General features: G+C 39.6%; 23 protein-coding genes. 19 read left to right on the top strand and 4 right to left on the bottom strand.

Annotated elements, in window-relative coordinates:
• Positions 1-131 precede the first annotated feature (131 nt).
• Positions 132-1,184 carry an NAD(P)-dependent alcohol dehydrogenase gene (locus tag PP181_RS12675; RefSeq protein ID WP_272637394.1) on the top strand — a complete coding sequence of 351 codons (1,053 nt, stop codon included), beginning with the start codon at positions 132-134 and terminating at the stop codon, positions 1,182-1,184.
• Between the two features lie 86 nt (positions 1,185-1,270).
• On the opposite strand, the gene PP181_RS12670 is transcribed toward PP181_RS12675, so the two are convergent.
• Both PP181_RS12670 and PP181_RS12665 read right to left on the bottom strand, forming a co-directional pair.
• Positions 1,271-2,629, bottom strand: coding sequence for a glycoside hydrolase family 113 (locus PP181_RS12670; RefSeq protein WP_272637393.1), 1,359 nt, complete (start codon positions 2,627-2,629; stop codon positions 1,271-1,273).
• A 2-nt stretch (positions 2,630-2,631) separates the two neighbouring features.
• Positions 2,632-3,237 (bottom strand): FMN-binding negative transcriptional regulator, encoded by a 606-nt coding sequence (locus PP181_RS12665; RefSeq protein WP_272637512.1) that lies wholly within the window; start codon positions 3,235-3,237, stop codon positions 2,632-2,634.
• 105 nt (positions 3,238-3,342) lie between these two features.
• Here PP181_RS12665 and PP181_RS12660 point away from each other — a divergent pair, with 105 nt between their 5' ends.
• From PP181_RS12660 to PP181_RS12575, 18 genes are all read left to right on the top strand, one after another.
• Positions 3,343-4,173 (top strand): alpha/beta fold hydrolase, encoded by an 831-nt coding sequence (locus PP181_RS12660; protein ID WP_138258492.1) that lies wholly within the window; start codon positions 3,343-3,345, stop codon positions 4,171-4,173.
• Positions 4,174-4,285: 112 nt separating this feature from the next.
• A complete protein-coding gene (locus tag PP181_RS12655) occupies positions 4,286-4,813 on the top strand; it encodes a DinB family protein (RefSeq protein ID WP_154918840.1) in 528 nt (175 codons plus the stop codon).
• A gap of 123 nt (positions 4,814-4,936) precedes the next feature.
• Positions 4,937-5,329, top strand: coding sequence for a hypothetical protein (locus PP181_RS12650; protein ID WP_272637392.1), 393 nt, complete (start codon positions 4,937-4,939; stop codon positions 5,327-5,329).
• A 188-nt stretch (positions 5,330-5,517) separates the two neighbouring features.
• Positions 5,518-5,700, top strand: a complete 183-nt coding sequence (locus tag PP181_RS12645; protein WP_154918842.1) for a hypothetical protein — start codon at positions 5,518-5,520, stop codon at positions 5,698-5,700.
• Positions 5,701-5,974: 274 nt separating this feature from the next.
• Positions 5,975-8,392, top strand: a complete 2,418-nt coding sequence (locus tag PP181_RS12640; protein WP_272637391.1) for a TonB-dependent receptor — start codon at positions 5,975-5,977, stop codon at positions 8,390-8,392.
• A 62-nt stretch (positions 8,393-8,454) separates the two neighbouring features.
• Positions 8,455-9,597 carry a PepSY-associated TM helix domain-containing protein gene (locus PP181_RS12635; RefSeq protein ID WP_272637390.1) on the top strand — a complete coding sequence of 381 codons (1,143 nt, stop codon included), beginning with the start codon at positions 8,455-8,457 and terminating at the stop codon, positions 9,595-9,597.
• 302 nt (positions 9,598-9,899) lie between these two features.
• Positions 9,900-10,385, top strand: coding sequence for a DinB family protein (locus PP181_RS12630; RefSeq protein ID WP_272637389.1), 486 nt, complete (start codon positions 9,900-9,902; stop codon positions 10,383-10,385).
• A gap of 265 nt (positions 10,386-10,650) precedes the next feature.
• Complete coding sequence (locus PP181_RS12625) at positions 10,651-11,028, top strand: DoxX family protein (RefSeq protein ID WP_272637388.1); 378 nt, start codon at positions 10,651-10,653, stop codon at positions 11,026-11,028.
• Between the two features lie 299 nt (positions 11,029-11,327).
• The gene (locus PP181_RS12620) at positions 11,328-11,873 is read left to right on the top strand and encodes a DUF2975 domain-containing protein (RefSeq protein ID WP_272637387.1); all 546 of its coding nucleotides are present in this window, start codon (positions 11,328-11,330) and stop codon (positions 11,871-11,873) included.
• Between the two features lie 3 nt (positions 11,874-11,876).
• Positions 11,877-12,083 (top strand): helix-turn-helix domain-containing protein, encoded by a 207-nt coding sequence (locus PP181_RS12615; protein WP_272637386.1) that lies wholly within the window; start codon positions 11,877-11,879, stop codon positions 12,081-12,083.
• Between the two features lie 454 nt (positions 12,084-12,537).
• Positions 12,538-13,398: a DUF5694 domain-containing protein gene (locus PP181_RS12610; protein WP_272637385.1), complete on the top strand. Its 861-nt coding sequence runs from the start codon at positions 12,538-12,540 to the stop codon at positions 13,396-13,398.
• Positions 13,399-13,927: 529 nt separating this feature from the next.
• Complete coding sequence (locus tag PP181_RS12605) at positions 13,928-15,274, top strand: amidohydrolase family protein (RefSeq protein WP_272637384.1); 1,347 nt, start codon at positions 13,928-13,930, stop codon at positions 15,272-15,274.
• Between the two features lie 301 nt (positions 15,275-15,575).
• Positions 15,576-15,971: a VOC family protein gene (locus tag PP181_RS12600; protein ID WP_272637383.1), complete on the top strand. Its 396-nt coding sequence runs from the start codon at positions 15,576-15,578 to the stop codon at positions 15,969-15,971.
• A 188-nt stretch (positions 15,972-16,159) separates the two neighbouring features.
• A complete protein-coding gene (locus tag PP181_RS12595; protein ID WP_272637382.1) occupies positions 16,160-16,630 on the top strand; it encodes a DinB family protein in 471 nt (156 codons plus the stop codon).
• 357 nt (positions 16,631-16,987) lie between these two features.
• Positions 16,988-17,722, top strand: coding sequence for a DUF6090 family protein (locus tag PP181_RS12590; protein WP_272637381.1), 735 nt, complete (start codon positions 16,988-16,990; stop codon positions 17,720-17,722).
• Positions 17,723-17,883: 161 nt separating this feature from the next.
• Positions 17,884-18,621 carry a DUF6090 family protein gene (locus PP181_RS12585; RefSeq protein ID WP_154919698.1) on the top strand — a complete coding sequence of 246 codons (738 nt, stop codon included), beginning with the start codon at positions 17,884-17,886 and terminating at the stop codon, positions 18,619-18,621.
• A gap of 90 nt (positions 18,622-18,711) precedes the next feature.
• Positions 18,712-19,887 carry a serine hydrolase domain-containing protein gene (locus tag PP181_RS12580; protein WP_272637380.1) on the top strand — a complete coding sequence of 392 codons (1,176 nt, stop codon included), beginning with the start codon at positions 18,712-18,714 and terminating at the stop codon, positions 19,885-19,887.
• A 126-nt stretch (positions 19,888-20,013) separates the two neighbouring features.
• On the top strand, positions 20,014-20,562 hold the full coding sequence (locus tag PP181_RS12575) for a nuclear transport factor 2 family protein (RefSeq protein ID WP_272637379.1): 549 nt from the start codon (positions 20,014-20,016) through the stop codon (positions 20,560-20,562).
• 74 nt (positions 20,563-20,636) lie between these two features.
• Here PP181_RS12575 and PP181_RS12570 read toward each other — a convergent pair whose 3' ends face one another.
• Positions 20,637-21,473: an endonuclease/exonuclease/phosphatase family protein gene (locus PP181_RS12570; RefSeq protein WP_272637378.1), complete on the bottom strand. Its 837-nt coding sequence runs from the start codon at positions 21,471-21,473 to the stop codon at positions 20,637-20,639.
• A 10-nt stretch (positions 21,474-21,483) separates the two neighbouring features.
• Positions 21,484-23,508 carry a S9 family peptidase gene (locus tag PP181_RS12565; protein WP_272637377.1) on the bottom strand — a complete coding sequence of 675 codons (2,025 nt, stop codon included), beginning with the start codon at positions 23,506-23,508 and terminating at the stop codon, positions 21,484-21,486.
• Between the last annotated feature and the right edge of the window lie 172 nt (positions 23,509-23,680).

Here is a 23,680-nt window from a genome sequence, read left to right as displayed (position 1 = left end):
CTTAAGTTTAATTTAACAAAATTTTAGGAATTGTAAAACGAAATTTGAACAATATGCATCCACGATTTTAGCATATAGATCAACGAACTCCCTTTATTTTTTTCAACTTTACAAAAATTAAAGCACAAACAATGACGGCACTAAAAGCATACGCAGCTTCTTCAAAGGAGGCGGATTTAAAACCTTTTGAAATAAATAGGCGGAATATCACCCCTGATGATATCAAAATCGATATTCTATATTGTGGGGTTTGCCATAGCGATTTACATCAGGTACGCAACGACTGGAAAAATTCCCAATATCCCGTGGTTCCCGGGCATGAAATCATTGGAAAAGTCGTGGAAGTAGGAGAGAACGTTTCCAATTTTAAGAAAGGCGATTTGGTGGGCGTGGGCTGTATGGTAGACTCCTGCAAAACGTGTAGCTCATGTAAGGATGATTTGGAACAATTTTGTGAGAATGGCGCCACCATGACCTACAATAGTAAGGATAAACACCTTGGTGGACATACTTTTGGGGGGTATTCGGAAAGCATTGTGGTCGATAAGGATTTTGTATTGCGAATTCCTGAAAATTTGGATGCCAAAGCGGCCGCTCCGCTACTTTGCGCGGGAATTACTACCTATTCCCCGTTGGCCCATTGGGGGGTAAAGAAGGGTGATAAGGTGGGCGTGATCGGTTTAGGAGGTTTGGGCCATATGGGTATCAAGTTCGCCCATGCCATGGGTGCCCATACGGTCATGATCACCACCTCTCCAGACAAGAGTAGTGATGCCAAAAAATTGGGGGCGGATGAAGTTCTCATTTCAAAAAACGAAGACGAAATGAAAAAACACGCAGGCAGCTTCGACTTTCTTTTGAACACCATTCCTGTTGGGCATGACATGAACCCTTATTTGAACCTGTTGAAGCGCGACGCCAGTATGGTCATCGTTGGGGCTGTGGAACCTTTGGACCCTTTGCATGGCGGCGGATTGATCATGGGAAGAAAAAGTATTGCAGGTTCATTGATAGGCGGTATAAAGGAAACACAGGAAATGCTCGACTTCTGTGGCGAACATAACGTGGTGAGCGATATTGAAATGATCAATATCCAGGATATCAATGAAGCGTACGACCGTTTGCAAAAATCGGATGTGAAATATCGATTCGTTATCGACATGAAATCGCTTAAGGAAAGCTGATTCAGGAACGAAGCATTCAGAAATAAAAAAGACGGTCCTTAACCGTCTTTTTTATTTATTACTACCTCCATTGTCTTAATGTGTGATTAAGGTTTTTTACCAAACCACTTGGCAATCACATTTTCGGCAGGTTTGTACCGGGGGGAGAAATCAAGGTCGGTTTTTGCACTTTCCGCAGTGGTCCTATTTTGCCATTCCCAGATATAAATGCCCGCAAACCAAGGTTTGTCCCAATTCTTTTTGAACATGGCCTCATAGGCCAGTTGTTGGGTCTGGTCTGATTTCTTCATGGTATACTTATTAAAATAGGAACCCCATTCCCATGGTTTTATGGTAGCATCCGGGGTGCTTTTATAGCCCACTTCCGTAAAAAGGACGGGTTTGCCGTATTTTGTGTGAAGGGCCTCTAAAGCGGCCAAATGTTTGTCCCAGCCTTTTTCGATGCTCTCCAAAGTGGGGTGTTCCTCTTTGGTAAGTGGGAAATAGGCCTGTATGCCAATATAGTCCAGTTGGTCCCAAAAATCGATATGCTCATATTCGTCGTGCCAGTTGGCGGCATAGGTGAGTTTGCCATCGTAAAGGGTACGGATTTCCGAAATGAGTGATCTCCATTTTTCGGGTTGTTTTTTGATGGAAGTTTTTAGTTCCGTTCCCACACAAAATAGTTCCGTGTTCGTTTCTTGGGCTATTTTGGCATACTTGAGCATGTTTTTTCGGTAACTTTCAAACCATTGGTCCCAAGCATGGTCATCCTTTAATTGGATGTTGGCCCGCCAACCTTCGTTCATCCATAAATGGGGTTTTAAGTGCACGTGGAGTCCTTTATTGTGCAGGTCGTTGATGGCCCTTACGATGCTGGAATCCCTTCGGTCATAGGTTTCCATAGATTCAGGGACTTCCATTTGGGTTGTCTTCTCGTTTTCCTGATGTAAAAAGGGAACGACGGCCACCCACTCCACGTTTGCTTTTATCAGATTCGCTATGGCTTCCGTATTGTCGTCCGACCAACCAGAGACACTCGCGCCCCTGTGCTTTTTGTCAATTTCATAATAATGATTTGCCTTCCCCGATGTGTTCATGGCGCTATGGTCCCATTGAAAATCATGTCCCTCATTGGCATTGATGAAGACCACTGTTTTAAAACCAACGACCAGAAAAACGATGGGCAGTAAAAATCGGAATGAAAATTGACGCCACGCGGTACGACTACCTTTTTTTCTGCCCACATTTACAAAATGGACAAGTACTAAATAAAGCAAGCAACAAAGTAGAAAAAGGATGTGGAAACCTATGAGGATGAACTTGCGGGAGGCCAGTTCAAAGAAAAAGGAGATATATTCAGAAAGGTTTTCATTTCTTCGGGAAAACCGGACCAGGAAATATACAAACGTTGCTACCCATAGGAATAGGTAGAGCAAAACCAAATGTATACCGCGCTTTTGCATTGTTACGTCTTTTTTTCCATTTCAACCGCAATTGCCCTGGCACCCGCATCACGATCCTTCAACTCCGATATGATCTTGGAATGGTCGTGTTCCCTACCTTGTGACAATTTATAGGTTGCCTGGATGTCAGTAATCAAAATTTTAAATCCGACTACACCGCGTATCTGTGCCAGGGTCTTTGGGGACATATCGTGCAACGAAATGGGATGCTTGGAATCCTTTTCATATTTGTCCACCAATCGATGCATGGAGGCCAACACTTCATCTTCCGATAAAATACGGATTCGACCGTATACATGCACGGCGATATAGTTCCAAGTTGGTACTTCTTCATCGGCATACCAAGAGGAGGACACGTAGGAATGGGGACCGTTAAAGATGCAAAGCACTTCATCAGTCTCCGTAAAATGTCGCCACTGAGGGTTGGCCTTAGCTATATGGGTCACCAGTGCCTCGTTTCCATCGGCATCGGTATCCAATTCCATGGGTATATGGGTGGCCCAAGGTTTTCCATCGACCTGATTTACCAAAATTCCAAAGCTGTTCGCTTTTATAAATTCCTTTACGCTAGCAAGGTCCTCGTTTTTATAGTGTTTGGGCGTATACATACCATAAAAGTAGCAAAACATTGATTCAGGTAACAATCTAAGTGAACGCGTTAAGCAAATTTATTTTTAAAGGGTACTTTACTCCAAACTTAAAATAGAACTAAGATGCCATTTATAACGAACAAAAAAGGAAAGGAAATTGTTGACATATTTTATGAGGACTACGGGGAAGGACAACCGGTTATTTTAATTCACGGTTGGCCTTTGAGCCGAAAGTCGTGGGAGCAACAGGTTTGGAAAATCGTTGAAGAAGGATACCGTTGTATATCCTATGACCGCAGGGGTTTTGGAATTTCCTCCGCACCTTGGGGCGATTACGACTATTCCGCCCTGGCCAGTGACCTGCATACAATTATTGAGAAACTGGAACTGACGGATGCCATTATTGTAGGTTTCTCCATGGGCGGGGGCGAAGTGGTACGTTATTTGACGGATTATGGAAGCGATAAGATTGCCAAGGCCGCCCTGATTAGTTCCATCATTCCATTGGTAAAAAAGAAGGACGACAATCCGGCCGGGGTGCCCGAAAATGTCTTGGACAATATCAAGGATGCTTTGCAGAAAGATCGAGTTGGATTCTTGAAGACCTTTCACAAAGGATTTTACAATTATGACGATAATAAGAACAAGGTCAGCGAGGGACAATTGGAATATGACTTTATCGTGGCCTCGCATGCCTCGCCTAGAGGTACCATACAGGCTGCCTTGGCATGGATGCACACCGATTTTAGATCGGAACTCAAGAATGTGGACGTACCTACATTGATTGTACACGGTGATGCCGATAGTACAGTACCTATTGAAACTTCGGCGGAGCAGGCTGCCAAGGGTATAGCTGATAATACGTATGAAATTATCAAAGGTGCGCCCCATGGATTGAACATCACCCATGCGAAGGAGTTGAACGAAATTTTGATTTCTTTCCTTAAAAAATAAGTGGGATACCTAAGAAGCAAAAAGGGCCTTTTTAAGAGGCTCTTTTTTATTAAAATTATAATTAATTCATAAACAATAGTTTAAATATCTTGGATTGGTAAAATCAATTCAAATGTCCGAACTGGAAATCCTCAATAAACAAACGGAAACGGCCTATGATTGGACCCATAAATTAATGGATTCCGTTCCTGCCGAGAAATGGGAAATCATCCCCGAAGCTTTAGGCTCAAATCTTAGCTGGCAGATAGGTCATCTGGTCGTGAGTATCTACTACCATTCCATCATGACCACGGTGGGGCATTTACCGGAACTTTTGGAAAAATTGGACCTACGATCGTATACCAAATTATGTGGCTACGATACGTTTGCAAAAGAAATGAAGGGAACCTGGACCCCAGCTGCCCTTTGGTCCGATTTACAACGGATGCAAAACACATCCTTGGAGGTCATCAACTCGTTGTCAGAATCCGACCTGTGGCAACCCGTGGAACCGACCAAAGTACCACACCCCGTGGCCAAAACCAAGTTTGAGGTCATCGATTGGAACATAAAACATACCATGTGGCATTGCGGGCAAATGGCAACTATCAAGCGATTGGTGGATGCACCTTATGACTTTGGACTACAAAGGAGGAATTGAACATTCGCAGTGCCGCCGGATCTTAGCTTTCGTATTTCTAAATTTTTGTATTTATAACAATTTTTTTACGTTTTTAGATAGTGTTTTAAGAACTAAGTTGTATAAGGTTAAACTTGTTGTCCCATGAAGAAAATATACGTGTTGTTCTTGGCATCCCTTTTAATGTCCACCCAATGTGAGTCTGACGATGAACCTGTTTTACGTACTGAGTTTTATATTCAAAACGATTCAAGTACTGAATTGATATGGATATCAGAAACTGCCGGTGAAGTAGTTATTAAAGAGGGTACAAAACAATTTATAGGTTCTGTAGTGGATTGGGTCGTATTTGTGAAACCGTTCAGCGGTATTGCTTTTGATAAGGTAATTCTCTACCGAAAGGCAGAAAATGGCGACTTAATTAAAACCTATGAACAACAGCCCATAGTGGATGATGTATGGCGTTTTAATGCACTCTCAGAATTGGAGGGAGCATATGCTCTTATACTTACCGATGCTTCCCTAGTGCAAGAATGACCTAAGGCAAATCTTCCTTCTATCATGCCAAAAATTAGATTTGAAAGAAAGTTTCAAGTTTTGGCCAGAATCAAAAAATTATGGGGTATTTTGAGATTTAATTATAGATAAACTAACATTGTAATCAAGCAATTCAATCCACCTATCTCAAAAGGGCATACTTGTTTTTAACCCATTAAAGATTCTTTATGAAAAAACCTGCTCAAAATCTACTTTTTGCAATTGGAATTTTAAGCATCGCATTGGGTGTTTATCTCCATTTTTCGGAGGTCAACAAATTTAATTCCTATTCGGGAATTGTATTTGGGGTTATATTGATTAGCGGTGTATTCGTTGCTAAAAAGGGATTGGACAAAAATAACAAGGAATAAATTGTTTGCTTTTAGGGAATTGCCATAATCGGGTTAGAATATGGTCAAGCCAACAGGCCATTGGAATTATTTAATCCTACAATATGGATTAGGAAACATACTATATATTCCTGAAATTGTGCTTCACGCTATAAAATTTGCTTATCACCAGCATCACATAATCAGACCATTAAGAAAATTTATTTAGATTTAATATAAATAAGTTGCGCATGTCAGAACGCACATATATTTTTGTCTTGTTCTTATAATTTATATTAAGTCTAAATAAAACCAAATGAAAAAACTTTTTTGTATCCTGACCTTATTGTTCATTTCAAGGGTAACCCTTGCCCAAAATGGAGCAATTTCAGGAACGGTAAAAGACAATGACCAATTACCACTTTGGGGTGTAAACGTGTCGCTGGTAAATACTCCAAAAGGTGCACAGACTAATGAAGCCGGTGCTTTTGAAATCTCCAATATTGCCAATGGCGACTATATACTTTCCGTTTCCTACTTGGGTTATAGAACTCGCGAAATTCCCATTTCAATATCAAATAATAAAACTGTCGATCTTGATATTATCTTGTACGAAGGCAATGAAATACTAAGTGAAGTTACCGTACAGGGGCGTACCAATAAGTTTTCTAGAAAGAAAACGGCTTATGTCGCAAAGCTTCCTTTAAAGGACATTGAAAATACTCAAGTATATAGTACCGTTACCAACGAAATTTTAAAATCGCAAATAGTTACAAATTTTGATGATGCATTAAAAAATGCAACGGGCGTTGAGCAACTTTGGACTTCTACCGGTAGGGGCGGGGACGGTGCAGGATATTATTCGCTTCGCGGTTTTTCCATTCAACCGCAATTGGTGAATGGACTGCCCGGACTGACAAATGGTACCATCAATCCTGCAAACATAGAACGGATTGAAGTATTAAAGGGCCCTTCCGCAACGTTGTTTGGCAATGCAGTTAGTTCTTATGGAGGACTTATCAATGTAGTTACCAAAAAACCCTACGTGGGTACAGGAGGGGAGCTGTCGTTTACTTCCGGTACCTATGGCCTAAATCAAATTGTAGGAGATTTCAATACCCCCCTGAGTAAGGCGGACAATTTATATTTTAGGTTGAATACCGCTTACACGACCGAGGAGAGTTTTCAGGATGCAGGTTTTAGAAAGTCCTTTTTTATTGCTCCGTCCTTATCATACAAAGTAAACAATAGACTCTCATTTTCTTTTTATGGTGAAATTACCCAGGCAGAGCAGACAAATCCCACCTTCTTATTTTTAAACAGAAGCGCACCTACAGTGGCATCCAATCTAGAGGAACTGGGATATAATAACAAGTTATCATTTACCAGCAATGATCTATCCTTACAGAACCCAACGCAGAACTACCGTATTGAAATGGATTATAAGCTTTCCGATTCCTGGCAATCGCAAACGCTCCTTTCCAAAAGTTCTACTTCTACAAAAGGTTATTACTCGTATCTCTTTGATTATGGTATCTTGGAGGGAAATACCTATACCCGATTTATCAATAAACAAAACGCAAATACACAAACAACCGATATTCAGCAAAACTTCATTGGAGACTTTAAACTGGCTTCCTTAAGGAATCGAATGGTGATAGGTATTGATTATTTCAACGAAACACAGACCAACAATAGTACAGGTTACGCATTCTATGGCAATATTACCCCTAATGGAGGTTCAAACGGGGACGACCCATTTACACAGGAGGTAGAAGATGACCTTTTTCCTCTTTCCACTTCAGGAGTTGATGCCGCGCTCGCTTCGCAGGGGGTCAGCAATGTGAAATCCAAATATCATATTTACAGTTTGTATGCTTCGGATGTAATCAATTTTACGGATAACCTTTCGGCGATGATCGGTCTAAGGGTGGATCATTTTGACAATGAAGGTAATTTACAGAACCAGGGCGATGATTTTGACCAGACCACACTTTCACCAAAATTCGGCTTATTGTACCAGCCCATCAAGGACAGGTTATCCATTTTTGGAAACTACCAAAATGGCTTTACCAACGTAGCTCCCCAGTTGGTAGGAGATCCCAATGAAGGACCTCAAACTTTGAAAACCTTTGACCCCGAACAGGCAAACCAGATTGAATTCGGTTTCAAAACCAATCTTTTCGATAACCGACTGAATGCTACCGTTAGTTACTATGATATCAAGGTTATTGATCGCGTCATCACAGACCCTTCTTCGCCTTTCAATAGAATTCAGGGTGGTGAAGTAGTAAGTAGTGGATTTGAAATAGAAATAAACGCCAACCCTGTAAATGGTTTGGATATTAGGGGCGGATTTAGCAATAATGACAGTGAAACTACCAAATCTGACAATGCTCAAATTTTGAACAGAAGACCTCTTGAGGCAGGTCCCGAAACGTTATATAACTTTTGGGCAAACTATGAGTTTCAAGAGGGAGCTTTGAACGGTTTTGGAATGGGATTGGGGTTCAATGGGGCAAGCGAACGCTTTGCCATAAATTATGAATCTACCGGAGAATTTATTTTGCCAAGTTATACCATTGCCAATGCATCCCTTTATTACCAATCCGTAAATTATAGAATTGGGCTAAAACTGAACAACGCGTTCAATAAGGAATATTATAAAGGTTGGACAACCATAAACCCACAACAACCAAGGGCATTGTTGGCAAATTTTTCGTACAGATTCTAAACATAATTTTAAGAAAGGGCAAAGGCGATAAAACGCTTTTGTCCTTTTTAAGTTTACTAAGGATGACATTTAAAAAAATCATATTTCAACTTCACAAGATATTGGGGCTTTCGACCGGACTAGTGGTGTTCATCGTTGCCATCACGGGATGTGGTTGGGCCTTTAAAGAAGAAATTGAGAGTCTATATGACGATTACAAAAAGGTTGTTCCGGAAAACCGTCCCATACTAACACCAACCAAGGCAAAGGATCTCGCGAAGCAAATTTTTCCCGATAACACGGTTCATGGAACTTTGTTCAAAAAAAAGGACGATGCCATTGAAGTAATATTTTACGATGCCGAACCTGAATTTTATCAAAGCGTTTTTTTAAACCCATACTCTGGCGAGGTTATCCAGGTGGATGACCATCTATCCGGTTTTTTCGCATTTGTTTTAAAAGGGCACATGCGACTTTGGTTACCAAAAAATATTGGCGAGCAGATAGTTGGCGTTTCAATTTTGATTTTCATTTTCATAATTATTTCAGGTTTCATATTATGGTTGCCCAAAAAACGTAAAAACTTAAGGCAGCGCTTAAAATTTGATTGGAAAAGTACTACAAGATGGAAACGTAAAAACTTTGATCTACATACGGTTATTGGCTTTTATATTTGTGCATTTTCATTGGTACTGGCCTTTACGGGCTCATTGATGTCTTATAACTGGCTTAAATATGCAGTATATAAGTCCGTAGGTGGCGAAAAGGAACCTGTTTTCATGATACCGGAAAACATCAGTAAAGCGGACGAAAAGGAAGATGTTTTACCAATGGATTATTTGATAACGAAACTTTCTATCGAAAATCCCGATGCGGAAAGTTTTGAGCTTCATTATCCTCATACATCGGAGGAAAGTATTTATGTGGAGGTATCCCATAGTAAAGGTCTTTATTACGATGCGGATTATAGATTTTTTGACCAGAACACCTTGGAGGAGATAGAAACCCCTAGTATCTATGGAAAATATGAAAATGCAGGGGTTGCCGAAAAAATCCTACGCATGAATTATGATATCCATATTGGCGCGATTGGTGGGATTGTTGGAAAAATTATTGCCTTTTTAATAAGCCTATTGACCGCTAGTTTACCTGTAACCGGTGCTTTGTTGTGGTATGGGCGAACCTACAAAAGGAAGAAAAAGGTTTTGGACGGTGTTAAAGCCTGACTTATGTGCTACCAAATTAAAACTTTATTGGTCCTTAAACTCCCAATAAACTAGAGGTTTACTGAAACATCATCACCGAAAAAAATAGTTGTGCCGCTCCAATATACTTTTTAACAGGCCTTGTGAAAATCGACTTTGGTAACGAAAATGATGGTCCTTATTTTAGGATAACAAACCCTTTCCATAGAGCGTTGTAACACATTCAAATTATCACTTGCAAAAAATAAAATTTTGGGGATTTTGGAACTTTGTCCCTATATTTTGGCAGGAAATGTTGTGAAAACAAAAATTGGTTTAACAACATGGGATACGGTAAGAAAATGACTCAGGCTGAACTTATAATTTTAAACCTTACGGAAATCCGGAGAAGAAGCATAAAGCTTTGGAAAGCACTTCCTGAACAGTATTACCGTTGGAAACCTGACGAAAGCGCGATGACCGCAATAGAAATGGTAAGACATGTTTTGGAAGCGGATTATGGGTGGAACATAATAATCAACAATGGCTCCATGGCCCATTATGAAACACCTTGGAAGCAACGACCCTTCATTAACGTTGTGGACGAACTGGCATTTGCCGAACCTTATAGAAATCAATTTTTAAAAAGTGTACGGCAATTTTCGGATACCGAATTAAGCGAATTCCAGGTAGTGCATCCGGGAAACGGGGAAAGAAAAGCCCTCGGAAAATATATCTTACGGATTGGATACCACGAAGCTGTCCATGCCGGTCAATTTTTATCCTATTTAAGGGCCATGAATGTTGATAGGCCCCTAATATGGGACTAAGAGCAGAATAGACAATTGGAATAGAATCGATTTATGTACTATGTGATTTGTCCGCCTTTGGTATTTTTAATCTCTTCGTCTCCATATCAATTTACCTCTACCATATTCATATCGAGTGCTGCTGAATACTAAATCCTCATTTCCAAAATGGAATGGGGAAATACCTTTTCAACTAGCGGTGTTATTTTCATATTATCGTTTCTAAAATTCGGATCTAACGAATCAAAATCTGAATTATATTTGGAATCAACCTAAAACCATCCAAATGGCAACCACAAAAACCAACAAAATCATCTTCTGGACCACCACCATTATTATTTTTTTAATGGAAGGGGTCATGCCCGCACTGACTTCCCAAACCGAGCTCGCCAAGGAGGGTATACGACATTTGGGATACCCGGAATATTTTGGGAACACTTTGGTCGTATTTAAGGTATTGGGAGCACTTACCTTGATCATTCCCCAAGTCCCTGCACGAATCAAGGAATGGGCCTATGCTGGATTTGCTTTCGACTTTATATTTGCCAGTATCAGCCATTTTGCGGTGGACGGTATGGATTTCCAATCCTTTTTCCCTTTAATTATTTTGGGAATACTGATCGCCTCTTACGTGTCCTTTCATAAACTTCAAAAAACCAATTAGCTCCAGCTTTTATTTTTTTACTGTGCGGTTCGTCCTAAACAGCCTGCCCCCAAAGAGTATTTGAGCCTTTCGTTTTGCTCTGTAAGTTGCGTTCAAAAAAAATATGTTTTCTTTTCACCCAATGCTCAAGGTAGATTAAAGTCGAAGGGGATTCGATGATATATATTTCCTCATTTTCATGCCAATAACCAAGCCAAGCCTAAAAGAATATCATTACTAGTATTTATCATAAAGTGAAAAATATTTATTGTTTATCAATAAATAATTAGTTACTTTTATTCCATCTAATACTATTAATCATGAAAACACGGGTTAAAGCAAAAAATCTCATATTTAAAGGTTTGAAAATCATTTCTTGGATAATTTTTGTGGGGCTCTCGGTGGAAGCAGGTGGCCTAATCGTCAATTTTATTTTTAGTCTTCTCCGTCCAGAATTTATCCAGAACCTTTATCAGAAACTGGATATGAGTCAGTTATATCAAAGTAGTAAGTTGGCTTTTTTTGGAATGTACGGGTTTGTTCTTACCGTATCCATATTAAAGGCCGTCCTATTCTACCAGGTTGTTTTATTGGTAACTAAAATTGACCTGCCCAAACCCTTCAATAGCTGGGTTTCCAAGCAAATTCTTAAGATAAGCTACTATACGCTCTCCATTGGATTATTAAGTTTTATTGCGAGGAAGTTGGCAATGGATTTGGGACACAATGGTTTTACATTGAATCATTTGGATGCGTTCTGGGCAGACAGTCAGGCATTCATATTGATGGCGGCCGTTATTTATATTATTGGAACAATATTTTCCAAAGGAGTGGAGTATCAAGAAGAACTGGAAGAAACGGTATAGACTATGGCAATTATTGTAAACTTGGATGTAATGATGGCAAAGCGTAAAATGTCGCTTAATGAATTGTCCGAAACGGTCAATATTACCTTGGCGAATCTATCCAAACTTAAAACAGGGAAAGTCAAGGCCATTAGGTTTAGCACATTGGAAGCCGTTTGTGTGGCTTTGGATTGCCAACCTGGGGACCTGTTGGAATACTCAAAGGAATAACAATCCAAATTAATTAAAGTGCCTGCAGGGGGTTAATTATTTGATGCCCGAGGAGCCTGCCCTGAGCCTTTCAGCTAAGCTCAAGGTAAACTAAAGTCGAAGGGGAGTCGCTTTCGGTGGGTGAGCGTAGTCGAACCCACATATTTCCCCTTTTCCTTGCCCAGACCAATTTTTTAGAGGATTTTGAAATTACTTTATCCATGAAAAAAGATATTACGACTATGCTTAGGCAGAGCTGGTGTTTGTTCTGGTGTGATATTACTTGATTTCAATAAGTTATTAAAAGGGTATTGCTTAATTCGTAAGGTTCGGTGTGTATACTTTTACCGAAGCTTGCGAACATATATAGTAGGTGCATTGCTAAAAAACTGAAGCCTTTCGGGCAACCATTTAAGAACTTTTAGCGTCTTTAGAAGTAGTAACCAAACTGAATAATTTATCAATTCAACGTACTATGAAATACTTTTCAATTATAGCGCTCGCCTTTCTTATTATATGTTGTGGAAATAGACAAGAGGAATCAGAAACAAAATTCAATGAAAATACGAATACTAAGGAAGTATTACTTATTGGTACATTTCATTATAATAATCCTGGTGCGGATGTAGCCAAAACCAAATCATTCGACATTCTTAACAATGATTCCCAATTGGAGTTGAAAGAAATAAGTACAAAAATAACAGCATACAATCCAACTAAAATATTTGTAGAATGGCCACATGAAGAGCAAAAGGAATTAGACTCCCTATATAAATTATACAGAAATGGTACATATTTTGACAACGATAGTCTTTCCGATTTTTATTTAAAAAATGAAATTTTTCAACTGGCATTTAGGGTTGCAAAAGAGAATGACCTTGAAAAATTATATGCAATAGATTATTCGACTTCATTTCCTTTTGAGGATGTTATGAAGGAAATTGAAGAAAACAATCAGACTGAACTTAAAAGGCAAATTGAGGAAGGTATCTCTAAATTTACGGTTGATTTTGACCAAAAAATTGAATCTGGAACTTCTCTTACGGAACTTACTTACTTTTTAAATAGTCAAGAGATGCGAAAAATGTCCAATAATTTTCATATCAACTTAATGCTTTTGGCCGGTGGTATACAGGATTTTTCCGGACCTTTATTGGCATCGGAATGGTATAAAAGAAATTTATATATGTGGTCCTTAATTCAAAAAAATGTAACGGAATCCGACCAAAGAATTATGGTTTTGGTAGGGTCCAGTCATGCGGCAATGTTTGAGCTATTTATTAAGGAAAATGACCATTGGAATGTAAAGGAACTAAAACAGGTTATGGAAAAATAACGAGGTTTGAAGTTATCAAATTAAATTTTGACATAGTTAGTCACGATAATTATCGTGGAGTTAAATATCAAAAGTATTTACTGTAAAATACGTTGCCCCCAAAAACAGCATTATACAATATTGCCTATGCTTTGGGTGTCAAACCATCGGTTTGTTTCGATAGGTGAGTGCGAAGAAAACCTATGTTTTTTTCACTCAATGCTCAAGATAGTTTAAAGTGGAAGGCACTTTGCCGACTTAGGGTTCGACTCCGCTCACCCTCCGGCTTATCTTTTATCATTGGACTTAATTAATATGTTTTCGGTGCCTGAGCGCGGTCACTGAGCAGCCTGCCCTGAGCTTCGTTACAAGATGTGGTACCTGAGCGCGGTCACTGAGCGGAGCCGAAGTGAAAGCGAACCCACATATTCTCCCTTTTCCTTGCCCAAACCAATTTTTTGTAGGATTGTTAAGGGACTTCCCCCAAAATTAAATTTGGCCATCGCCTTTGAAGGTCATAGTAGTATTCATCTTTAAATACATTTTTATTATGAGGTATCTGATTTATCTCGTTTTAGTTTGTTGTTTTGTTGCCTGTACCTCTAATCAACAGCATCGATTTGACTTGGTCATTTCAAATGTCAACCTCATTGACGGAACTGGAAAACCAATACAATCCAATGTTTCTATAGGCATAAAGGATGGAAGAGTAACCGCCATAGATTCAGTGTCAATTGAAGGTGCCAAAAACAGTATCGATGGTACGGGAAAGTTCCTTATTCCTGGTTTGTTCGACTGTCATGTGCATACCAGTGAATTCGAAAAAGACTTTCCTAGATTTATGCATTATGGGGTTACATCTATATTCATAACCGGTGGAAGTTCATGCACCAATGAATATTATGCCAGTATGCGCTCTTATGGCAATCAGGACACATTACCTGCCCCAATAGTGTTTCATACAAGTCAACATTTTACCATGGAGGGCCGGCATCCGTTGAAAACATACCAAGGAAACTGGGAAGACGGTAAAACGGTTTTCTTGCTTAATGACACGCTTCAAATAGAAAATTTGGTAAAAGAGGTAACCCAGTACCCCATAATTGGAATTAAGCTCACGATTGAAGATGGACCCCATCCTCCTTGGGTGGAGCGAATGCCGCAAGCTTTTATCAACAAGGTTCAGAAAGAGGCAATGAATTACGATACGGAGGTTTTTGCCCATGTTAGTGACAATGTGGAACTTGAAATGGCGATGGATGCGGGTATTCAAAACATTGTACATTGGACAGGTATAGATATTGACTTTCAAAGAGATACGGTCCTTTTGGAAAAAATATATCAGGTGAGGCCTTCCTTTATCACAACCTTTATGATCGATAAGGGCTTTTTATATCCTTTGTTCCCTGAATGGGTGGCCGACCTTCGCCAAGAAAACGTATTTGATGAAGCGTATTTTGAAAATGCGAACAAACCCGAGTTCTTAGCACGGGCTGAACAAAATATGGGATTCTGGAGGGATTATTTTCAGAAAGATAGTGTCAAGTTAGCTGATATTGCGGCCTTCCAAGTGGAGGATATAATAGCTCTGTCTGAAAACGGAATACGTTTCGCCTTAGGTACCGATACCGGTTTTTTTGTAATGCCCGGTTATAGTTTACACGAAGAAATGCAGTTGCTTGAGATGGGGGGTATGGAACCCTTGGATATTATTAAGATGGGTACCTATAATGCTGCGGAAATGATGCATGCCCAAGATAGTTTGGGGTCCATTGAAATGGGCAAAATCGCAAATATGGTGCTGTTGGACAAGAATCCACTGGACGAGATTCGCAATACAATGGCCATTAATACCGTCATTAAGAGAGGAAAAGTGCAAAAACGGATTGAAAAATAAGTTGAACGATATACGATACACCAATGTCCCCTAGTAATATGTGATGCCTGAGTAGCCGGTTTTAAGGAGGATGAGCCTTTCGTTTTGCTACGCAAGGTGCGCTCAAAGAAAATATATTTTCTTTTCACCCAATGCTCAAGGTAAACTAAAGTCGAAAAGGAGTCGCTTTCGGTGGGTGAGCGTAGTCGAACCCACATATTTCTCCTTTTTCTTGACCAAATCATTTTTTTGTAGAATTTTAGAAGATTCCCGTAGGAGACCACTAATTTTAATGTGGCCCATACTGGTTAAACAAAAACACATGAAATACGCCTATACGATACTTTATGTTAAGAACGTTTCCAAAACCCTTGAATTCTATGAAAGCGCCTTTGGCTTTGCCCGTAAATTTGTAACACCTGAACATGATTATGGTGAATTGATTTCCGGCGAAACCACCATCGCCTTTGCTTCAGAGAAACTTGGTAATTCCAATTTTAAAAATGGATTTCAAAAGATAGTGAAAGACAAAAAGCCCATGGGTGCGGAGTTGGTGTTTACTACGGAAACAATTGAGGAGGATTTTAAAAATGCGCTAGCATCAGGAGCAACGGAATATGAACCAATTATTGAAAAGCCTTGGGGGCAAAAGGTAGGATATGTACGAGACAATAACGGATTTCTTATTGAAATCTGTACGCCAATTAATAGCGATTAACGCATTATATTCAAAGCCCTACTGTAGATATAGATTGCCGAATACCTAGCGAAGATTGACCCATCTATTCGCCCTTTTCCTTGCCGAGGTAAATAATTTATTCGAATTTTAGCTAAGAGGTGCTGCCCGAAAGTTTGTTTTATGAAATGAAGGCAACACACTCAATAGGAATAGCTAATAATCATGACATGGCGAGGAATAAGGAATTGGCCGATAGGCTAGCAGAAGTGCTTCTAAGCGGCCGATGGGTTGCAAATACCAATTACAAGGAGCTATTGGAGAATCTGACCTGGAAACAGGCAACTCAAAAAATAGGGGGGCTGAATTCGATTGCCGCGCTTACCTATCATGTGAATTATTATATAGGCGGTATGCTGCCTGTCTTGAAAGGAGGTTCACTTGAAATCCGTGACAAATTCAGTTTTCAGCTTCCTAAATTAGAATCCCAAGTCGATTGGGAACGCATGACAACCGAGTTCATTGCAAATTCAGAGGCTTTCGTGGAAGCGGTTTCCAATCTCACCCAGACCCAACTGGATTCGGTTTTTATAGACGAAAAATACGGTACGTATGCCAGAAACATTGAAGGCCTGATCGAACATAGCTATTACCATCTTGGTCAAATTTCGTTGCTTAAAAAGATGATTACAAATAGGTGACCGAGTAGCCCTCCCTGAGCCTTTCGGCTAAGCTCTAGGTAACCAAAGCTGATGACACCTCGCCGCCTTAGGGTTCGACTACGCTCACCCTCCGGCTTATTTTTATCATTAGGCAAATATGTTTTCGGTGCCTGAGCAGCCAGCTCTGGGCCTTTTGGTAAAGCTCAAGGTAAACTAAAGTCAAGGGGGAGTCTTTTTTCCGGTGGGTGAGCGTAGTCGAACGCACATATTCTCCCCTTTTAATTGTACAAACCAAATTTTTATAAGACTTTTAAGGCACTTCCCCTAAAATAGAAATAAACGTACCTAGGTAAGTTTATACACTTGTTGTGCTTCATTATCTGAAACCACTAACCAATGATAAAATTCTTTAGAAAAATTAGACAAGAATTAATCTCTGAAAATAAATTCAGTAAGTATTTGATTTACGCAATCGGAGAAATAATACTTGTCGTTATAGGAATATTGATTGCATTGGGAATAAATAATTGGAATGAAGGGAATAAAAAAGACACTGAGGAAAGAGAGTACTTGACTAATTTATTAGCTGAATTTGAAACAAATCAAGAAGAATTAAAAAGAATTAATGCATACCATAGATTCGTAAAATTAAAGACAAAAGAACTATCAGACTTAATAAATCCTAATCCGAAAGATATTTCTCCAAGCAAACTTGATACTTTGATGTGGGCAGTGGCTTTTATACCCGAATTTAAAGCTCTTAACTCAATGATATCTTCAGAAAAACTTGAATTGATTAATGATTATCAACTCAAAAATGAAATAGCAAACTGGAGATTAACTTACGAATTGTATAGCTACAGTTTAAAGATAACTTATAACCAATTTAATAGTCATATTTATCCATTTATGACAAAAAATTATCAATTAAAAAATTTCAAACACTCTCTATTACAGGGTGACGAAAGCTATTTTTCAGTTAATCAAAAATCAATTTTGTCAAACCCTGTTTTTGAGAATCAAGTTAAATTGAGGAATATAAATGCAGAAATGATTTATGAACGGGCGACAAAATTAATTGATATTCAAGAAAGTATAATTAATGATATTGAACGGAAATTAGAAAAATAAAAAATAACGAAAGCACAACAACAGCTATAGCCCATCGCCGGCCAAGGATGGGTAATTTTTCCTACATTAGAGATTATTAATTATACCTGGAAAGGTCTGGGCATTGAGGCGCCGGGCCATAGCCTGGACCGTTGTGCTTCATTATGACCAACCAATAACCAATGATAAAATTCTTTAGAAAAATTAGACAAAAACTACTCTCTGAAAATAAATTCAGTAAATATCTGATTTATGCAGTCGGAGAAATAGTTCTTGTGGTTATTGGAATTTTGATTGCACTTCAAATCAATAATTGGAACGAAATAAGAAAAAACACAGAAAGGGAAAATAAATATTTATCAAACCTTAATAAAGAAATTATCAATGATTCTCTGTCCCTTGAAAGAGGCTGGTTTAATAATCGGCAAAAAAAAATTAAGAGTTTAGAACTGGCTAGAAGCTATGTGATGGGAAATTATAGTCCAATAGATACACTTCAATTTATAAATATTGTTGGTTTTGGTGGAATAAATAGTAGAGCATCTTTTATAGGTTCTTCTCGTACCTATAGTGAATTGGTCAGTACAGGAAATTTAAGTTCAATATCCAATGACAGCATACGAGAATTAATTGTAGAATATTATGCTGGTAAGGATTTTTTAAAGGAATATTTGAGTAATATAAGAAGTGATTATGCCACCTATGTGAATGGAATTAAAGTGTATAATTCAAATTATCCGGATAGCATTAATACAATTGAAATTCCAAGAATTTTAAGAAAATTAAAAACCGATGAATTTCATAGCTTAATTAACCAAGAACTAACTTACACTTATTCTATTGAAAGGCAACTTCAATCTAGTAAGAGAAGAGCATATATACTTAATAAGAGAATAGAACAATTCTTAAGGAATAAATAACGAAAGCACAACAATGGGTATAGTGCATAGCACCCTTCGGGATGCTACGACACCATACACGGGCCGTTAGCAGTAATTTAAACCAAGACTATGAAAAACCTTTTGATTCTATTTTTAATTACTGCTTGCATTTCCTGTAAGAATTCGACTGATAATAAAGCTGAAACAAGTCCAATTGGTTTAGAAAAACTTCAGGCAAAAATAGATTCACTCTTTAATTCCGAAATCGGAGAAAATGAACCTGGTGCTGCAATTGCAATTTCATATGGTCAAGAATTAATTTTCGGTAAAGGCTACGGATTAAGAGATTTAGAAAAAAAGGAACCTATTACTCTCAATACTAATATGAGAATGGCCTCAGTTAGTAAGCAATTTACAGCGCTATGCATATTAAGCCTTATAGATAAAGATTTACTTTCTTTAAATGATACTATAAGTAAATTTTGGGACTTTCCTGTTTTCAAGGATATTACGGTTGAACATTTACTTAATCACACCTCTGGACTGGCAGATTACGAAGAACCCTATTTCTTAGAGAGATGGGATAAATCAAAGATTGTCGAAAATAAAGATATTTTAAAATGGCTTGAGACTAATCCCAAACCATTGTTTGAGCCTGGAAATGGTTGGGAATATTCAAATACTGCATATCTGGTTTTAGCTCTGTTGGTAGAAAAAGTAAGTGGGCAAGAATTTTCATCCTTTGCCAAGGAAAACATTTTCAACAAAGCAGGCATGGAAAATACTAATTTTTACAACCTCGCCAAGCCTATTGAAATTAAAGAAAGAGCATATTGCTATGAAAAGGATAGTCTTGGAAATTGGGGAAAAGTAGATGGTTTTTTTATGAATGGTATTTTAGGAGATGGTGCAGTTTACACCAGTGTTAATGATTACTTGGAATATGATAAAACATTGCGAAACGAAGAATTACTTTCGAAAAAGGCACATGAATTAATTTTTAAACCGAGTTCTAACATTGATGGAGAATGGCCTAATACGGGGCACGAGATGATTGACCTCTATCCCTTCTTTAAAAATAAAGAAATAGGATATGGCATGGCTTGGATTGTTACAGACGACATGGCGACTCATAGAGGAAGTTGGTATGGCACGAGAACAATGGTTGTAAGAAGATTAGATGAACCCCTAACTATTATTCTATTTTTAAATTCAAATTCCGATAAGCGAGAAAATCTAATGATAGAAACATATGAATTGGTAAATGATTATTTAAAAACTACTGCTAACAATGGTTATAAGTAATTGCTTGTTCTCGCTTACTTCTGAAATTCCGAGAGGATTTTCAGTTTCGTGTTTACTTGCAAAGTTTAGTGCTAAACCACGCAGCTATTGATGGCCTATACAGTTGTACCACATAAAAATAGAAACATGAAATATTTATTTTACTTCGTCATTATTTGGATTGTTCTAGTGTATTCATGCAATGAAACCGAAAAAACATCAGATACCATTAACATTCAAGAGTTAAGTCAAGAACAGGTTGAACAAGAAGTCTGGGATGCCATTAAAGGTAGATTTATATCGTGGAAGGAAAACGATTTTGAAACTTATATGGCCTATCATCATCCCGATTGGAAGAAATGGGAGTCAAGAAAAAATGAATTGACAACAAAGGAAGGAATGGCCAAATTTTGGGAAATTATGAAGACGGAAGAAGAGTGTTTGGAAATGGAGGTTACCCCCATAGAAATTGAAATACTGGATAGTGGTAAATCAGCAATTGCTCACTACACACATACTGAAACATTCACTTATTACGGTGAGGATACGCCTGATGGACTAACAAAGGGAAATACTTTTAGAGGAACCTTACGATGGAGTGATTTTATGGTAAAGGAAAATGGTAAGTGGCTTGTAATTGGCGGACATCGGGATATGAGTATGCCAGAAGGAAAGTTGGTTCAAGTAAATGACTGAAAATAATCCGTGTTACAAAAAGATGTATAGTGCTTACCCTTCGGGATATGCATTCAAAAAATAGAAAATATTTTTTACTCAATACTCAACGTTGCCAACACGGGTAAATGATCCGAGATATGTTTGTTGTTTTCCATTCGGTCATCAATATGGAGGTAGCGTTGCACCTCTAAATTTTCCACAAAAATATAGTCAATACGCCGGTCCAAGACCATATCCGGGTCAAAGCCGTTAAAGGTACCTGTAGGGCCATAAAAAGGCGCTTGGGTGGCTTGCTGCCCGTCCGTAAGCTCCCGTTGCATTAATTGTATGGGTTCGGAGTCCGGCTCCAAATTAAAATCCCCCGTCACCACCACGGGCAAGTTTTGGGTATTGACCGCCTTGATCTTTTGTAAGATGAGGTTCACGCTCTGCTTTCGGGCTTCGGTGCCTACATGGTCAAAATGGGTATTGAATACATAGAGTTCCTTCCCGCTTTGTATGTCCTTGAACCTTCCGTAAGTACAGATACGCTCCAAGGCGGCATCCCAACCTTTAGAAACTTTTTCCGGGGTGGGGGAGAGCCAAAAGGTATTGGTGCTTATCAGTTCAAAATGTTGACTATTGTACAAAATAGGGGAGTACTCGCCCTTTTGTTTGCCATCGTCCCGGCCTACGCCAATATAACTGTAATCCGGTAGGTGCTCGTCCAGATAGTCCAACTGGTTAAGCAAAACCTCCTGCATGCCTACAAATTGGGGGCCATAGTGTTGCACAAGCCGCACCATAGCCTCCTTTCTAAAATTCCAGTTGTTTACGGTATCGTTGACGTTGTCATACTTGATGTTGTAGGACATCACTTTGAATTCCTGTGCCTGTCCAACTACAGCCATACATACCGTAAAAACCACAAAAAATACATTTCTCATCATGATCGCAAGACTAATCTGTTTTGTATTTGTTGAACCAGGCCAATACCGAGGCAATTTTGGCGACCAAATTGCTGGGCCGGTTCGCAATGCCATGTCCGGAACCGGGAATACGTACCATGGCGGTTTCAACACCTTCCAACTTTAATGCCGTATAGAATTGCTCCGATTCCGCAATAGGGGTTCTATAGTCTTCCTCTCCCGTCAGCAACATGGTTGGGGTGGTCACATTCCCGACATAATTTAGCGGTGAGCGTCTAAAATAGTTTTCCGGGTCTTCCCAAGGTTTCTTCCCGAACCAGTATTTTGAGAAGAAAGCAGGACTGTCCGCATAGAGTACAAAACTCGTCCAGTTGATGACGGGCTTGGCTACCACGGCGGCCTTAAAGCGGTCCGTTTTGCCCACGATCCACGCCGTCAATACGCCGCCACCGCTACCACCGGTCACAAACAGGTTATTGGTATCCACATAGCCTTTGGCGATAACAGCGTCCACACCGCTCATTAAATCCTCATAATCATGGTTGGGATAATCGTGGTGGATGAGGTTCCCAAATTCCGCCCCGTAACTGGTACTCCCACGCGGATTAGAATACAACACCACGTAGCCTGCTGCGGCATAGGCCTGAATCTCGGCACTATAGACGGAACCATAGCTTTGGAAGGGTCCACCATGTATTTCTAGGATAAAGGGATATTTTTTGTTCGGGTCAAAGTTGGGTGGGGTTACGATCCACCCTTGAATTTTTCGGTCATCGAAGGAGGAGTTCCACCAGATTTCCTCCACTTCGCCCACATTGCGGAAGGAAAATAAATCATCGTTCAAATAGGTAAGCCGTTTTGTTCCTTTTTTATCGGCTACGGCCAAATCGGACGGGTGTTGCGTACCGCCCAAGGTATAGGCAAAGGTACCTTTGTTGGACACGGTAAAGTCGGCCTGATTATAAGGTCTTCCCAAGGAGAGTCCCCCAAGGCCTTCGGCGATGGTGGTGACTTTGCCATCCAACGTGATGTGTCCAATTTTGGAATCTCCTTCGGAATCATACTGAAAATACAGCCCTTTTCCGTCCGCTGCCCATTGTACATTGCCAATGTCCCGGTCAAAATCCGCCGAAAGCAAACGGGAATTGCTACCATCAGTATTCATTACGTACAATTGGGTCAATTCATAGCCTTGAAAGGTATCGTCGTTCCCCGTATAGGCAATCAGTGAACCGTCTGGAGAAAGGGTAGGGGAACCATCTGGACCAAAACGGTCTGTGAGCGCGGTTATGCTATTATCGCTAAGGTCTAATTTATAGACCTCAGAGTTGGCCGGTTCAAAGGCTTCTTCGGGGTGGAAATTGGCCGAGAAATACAGGCTTTTGCCATCCTTGGACCATACCGGTGCACCATGATCAAATTCGGAGGAGGTCAACTGCTTTGGGGTACCGCCGTTGATGGACAGCGTAAACAGTTGGTCGTTGCCTGCTTTTAAATAGCCCTGACCGTCGCCCCGATAGTTCATTTTATCGATATATGTTGGTGGGGTGTTCCATTTGGCACCTTCCGGTTTTGAGGGCATTTTAATGAGGGATGCGTCCGTTGCAGGCACGAACATGTTAAAAGCTACAAAGCGGTCATCGTGCGACCAGCTTACCGCTCCGGGCGCTTTTGGCGTATTGGTCAACGGGGCCGTTTCCTTGGTATCCAGCCACATGAGGTAGAGTTTCATCTTGTCATCGGCCCTATTCGATTTGAAGATGATCTTTTTACCGTCGTGCGACCAACGGGGATAGTAATCGTTCTGGTTCCCTGTAGTCAACGGTCGGTTTTGGCTGCCGTCAAAATTCACGATCCAAAGGTTGGACAGGTTTTTATCGGTCATGATATCCTTAAAGTTGCGCACATAGATGATTTTAGAGCCATCGGGCGATATCTGCGGGTCCGAAACAAACTCATATTCAAAGATATCCGTGAGTTCGAGGTTGGTTTTGGTCTGCGCCGATACGGTCGTTACACAGAGGAGAAAGGCGATTACGCCGATGCAATTTTTCATAGTGTCGTTCTCATTTAGTTTAAAGCCTCAATGTAAGGATTTCATAGTGAAAAGTTTTAAGGGACTGGTTATAAGTTTTAACTGAAAAACTAAAAGTGAAAAATAAAAAGTGTTTTTTTGCTAACTGCTAACTGCTAACTGCTAACTGCTAACTGCTAACTGCTAACTGCTA

Origin of the sequence: Maribacter sp. PR66, from assembly GCF_028464205.1 — a bacterium.
Taxonomy (GTDB): domain Bacteria; phylum Bacteroidota; class Bacteroidia; order Flavobacteriales; family Flavobacteriaceae; genus Maribacter; species Maribacter flavus.
This window is presented reverse-complemented; position numbering and strand designations above follow the sequence as displayed.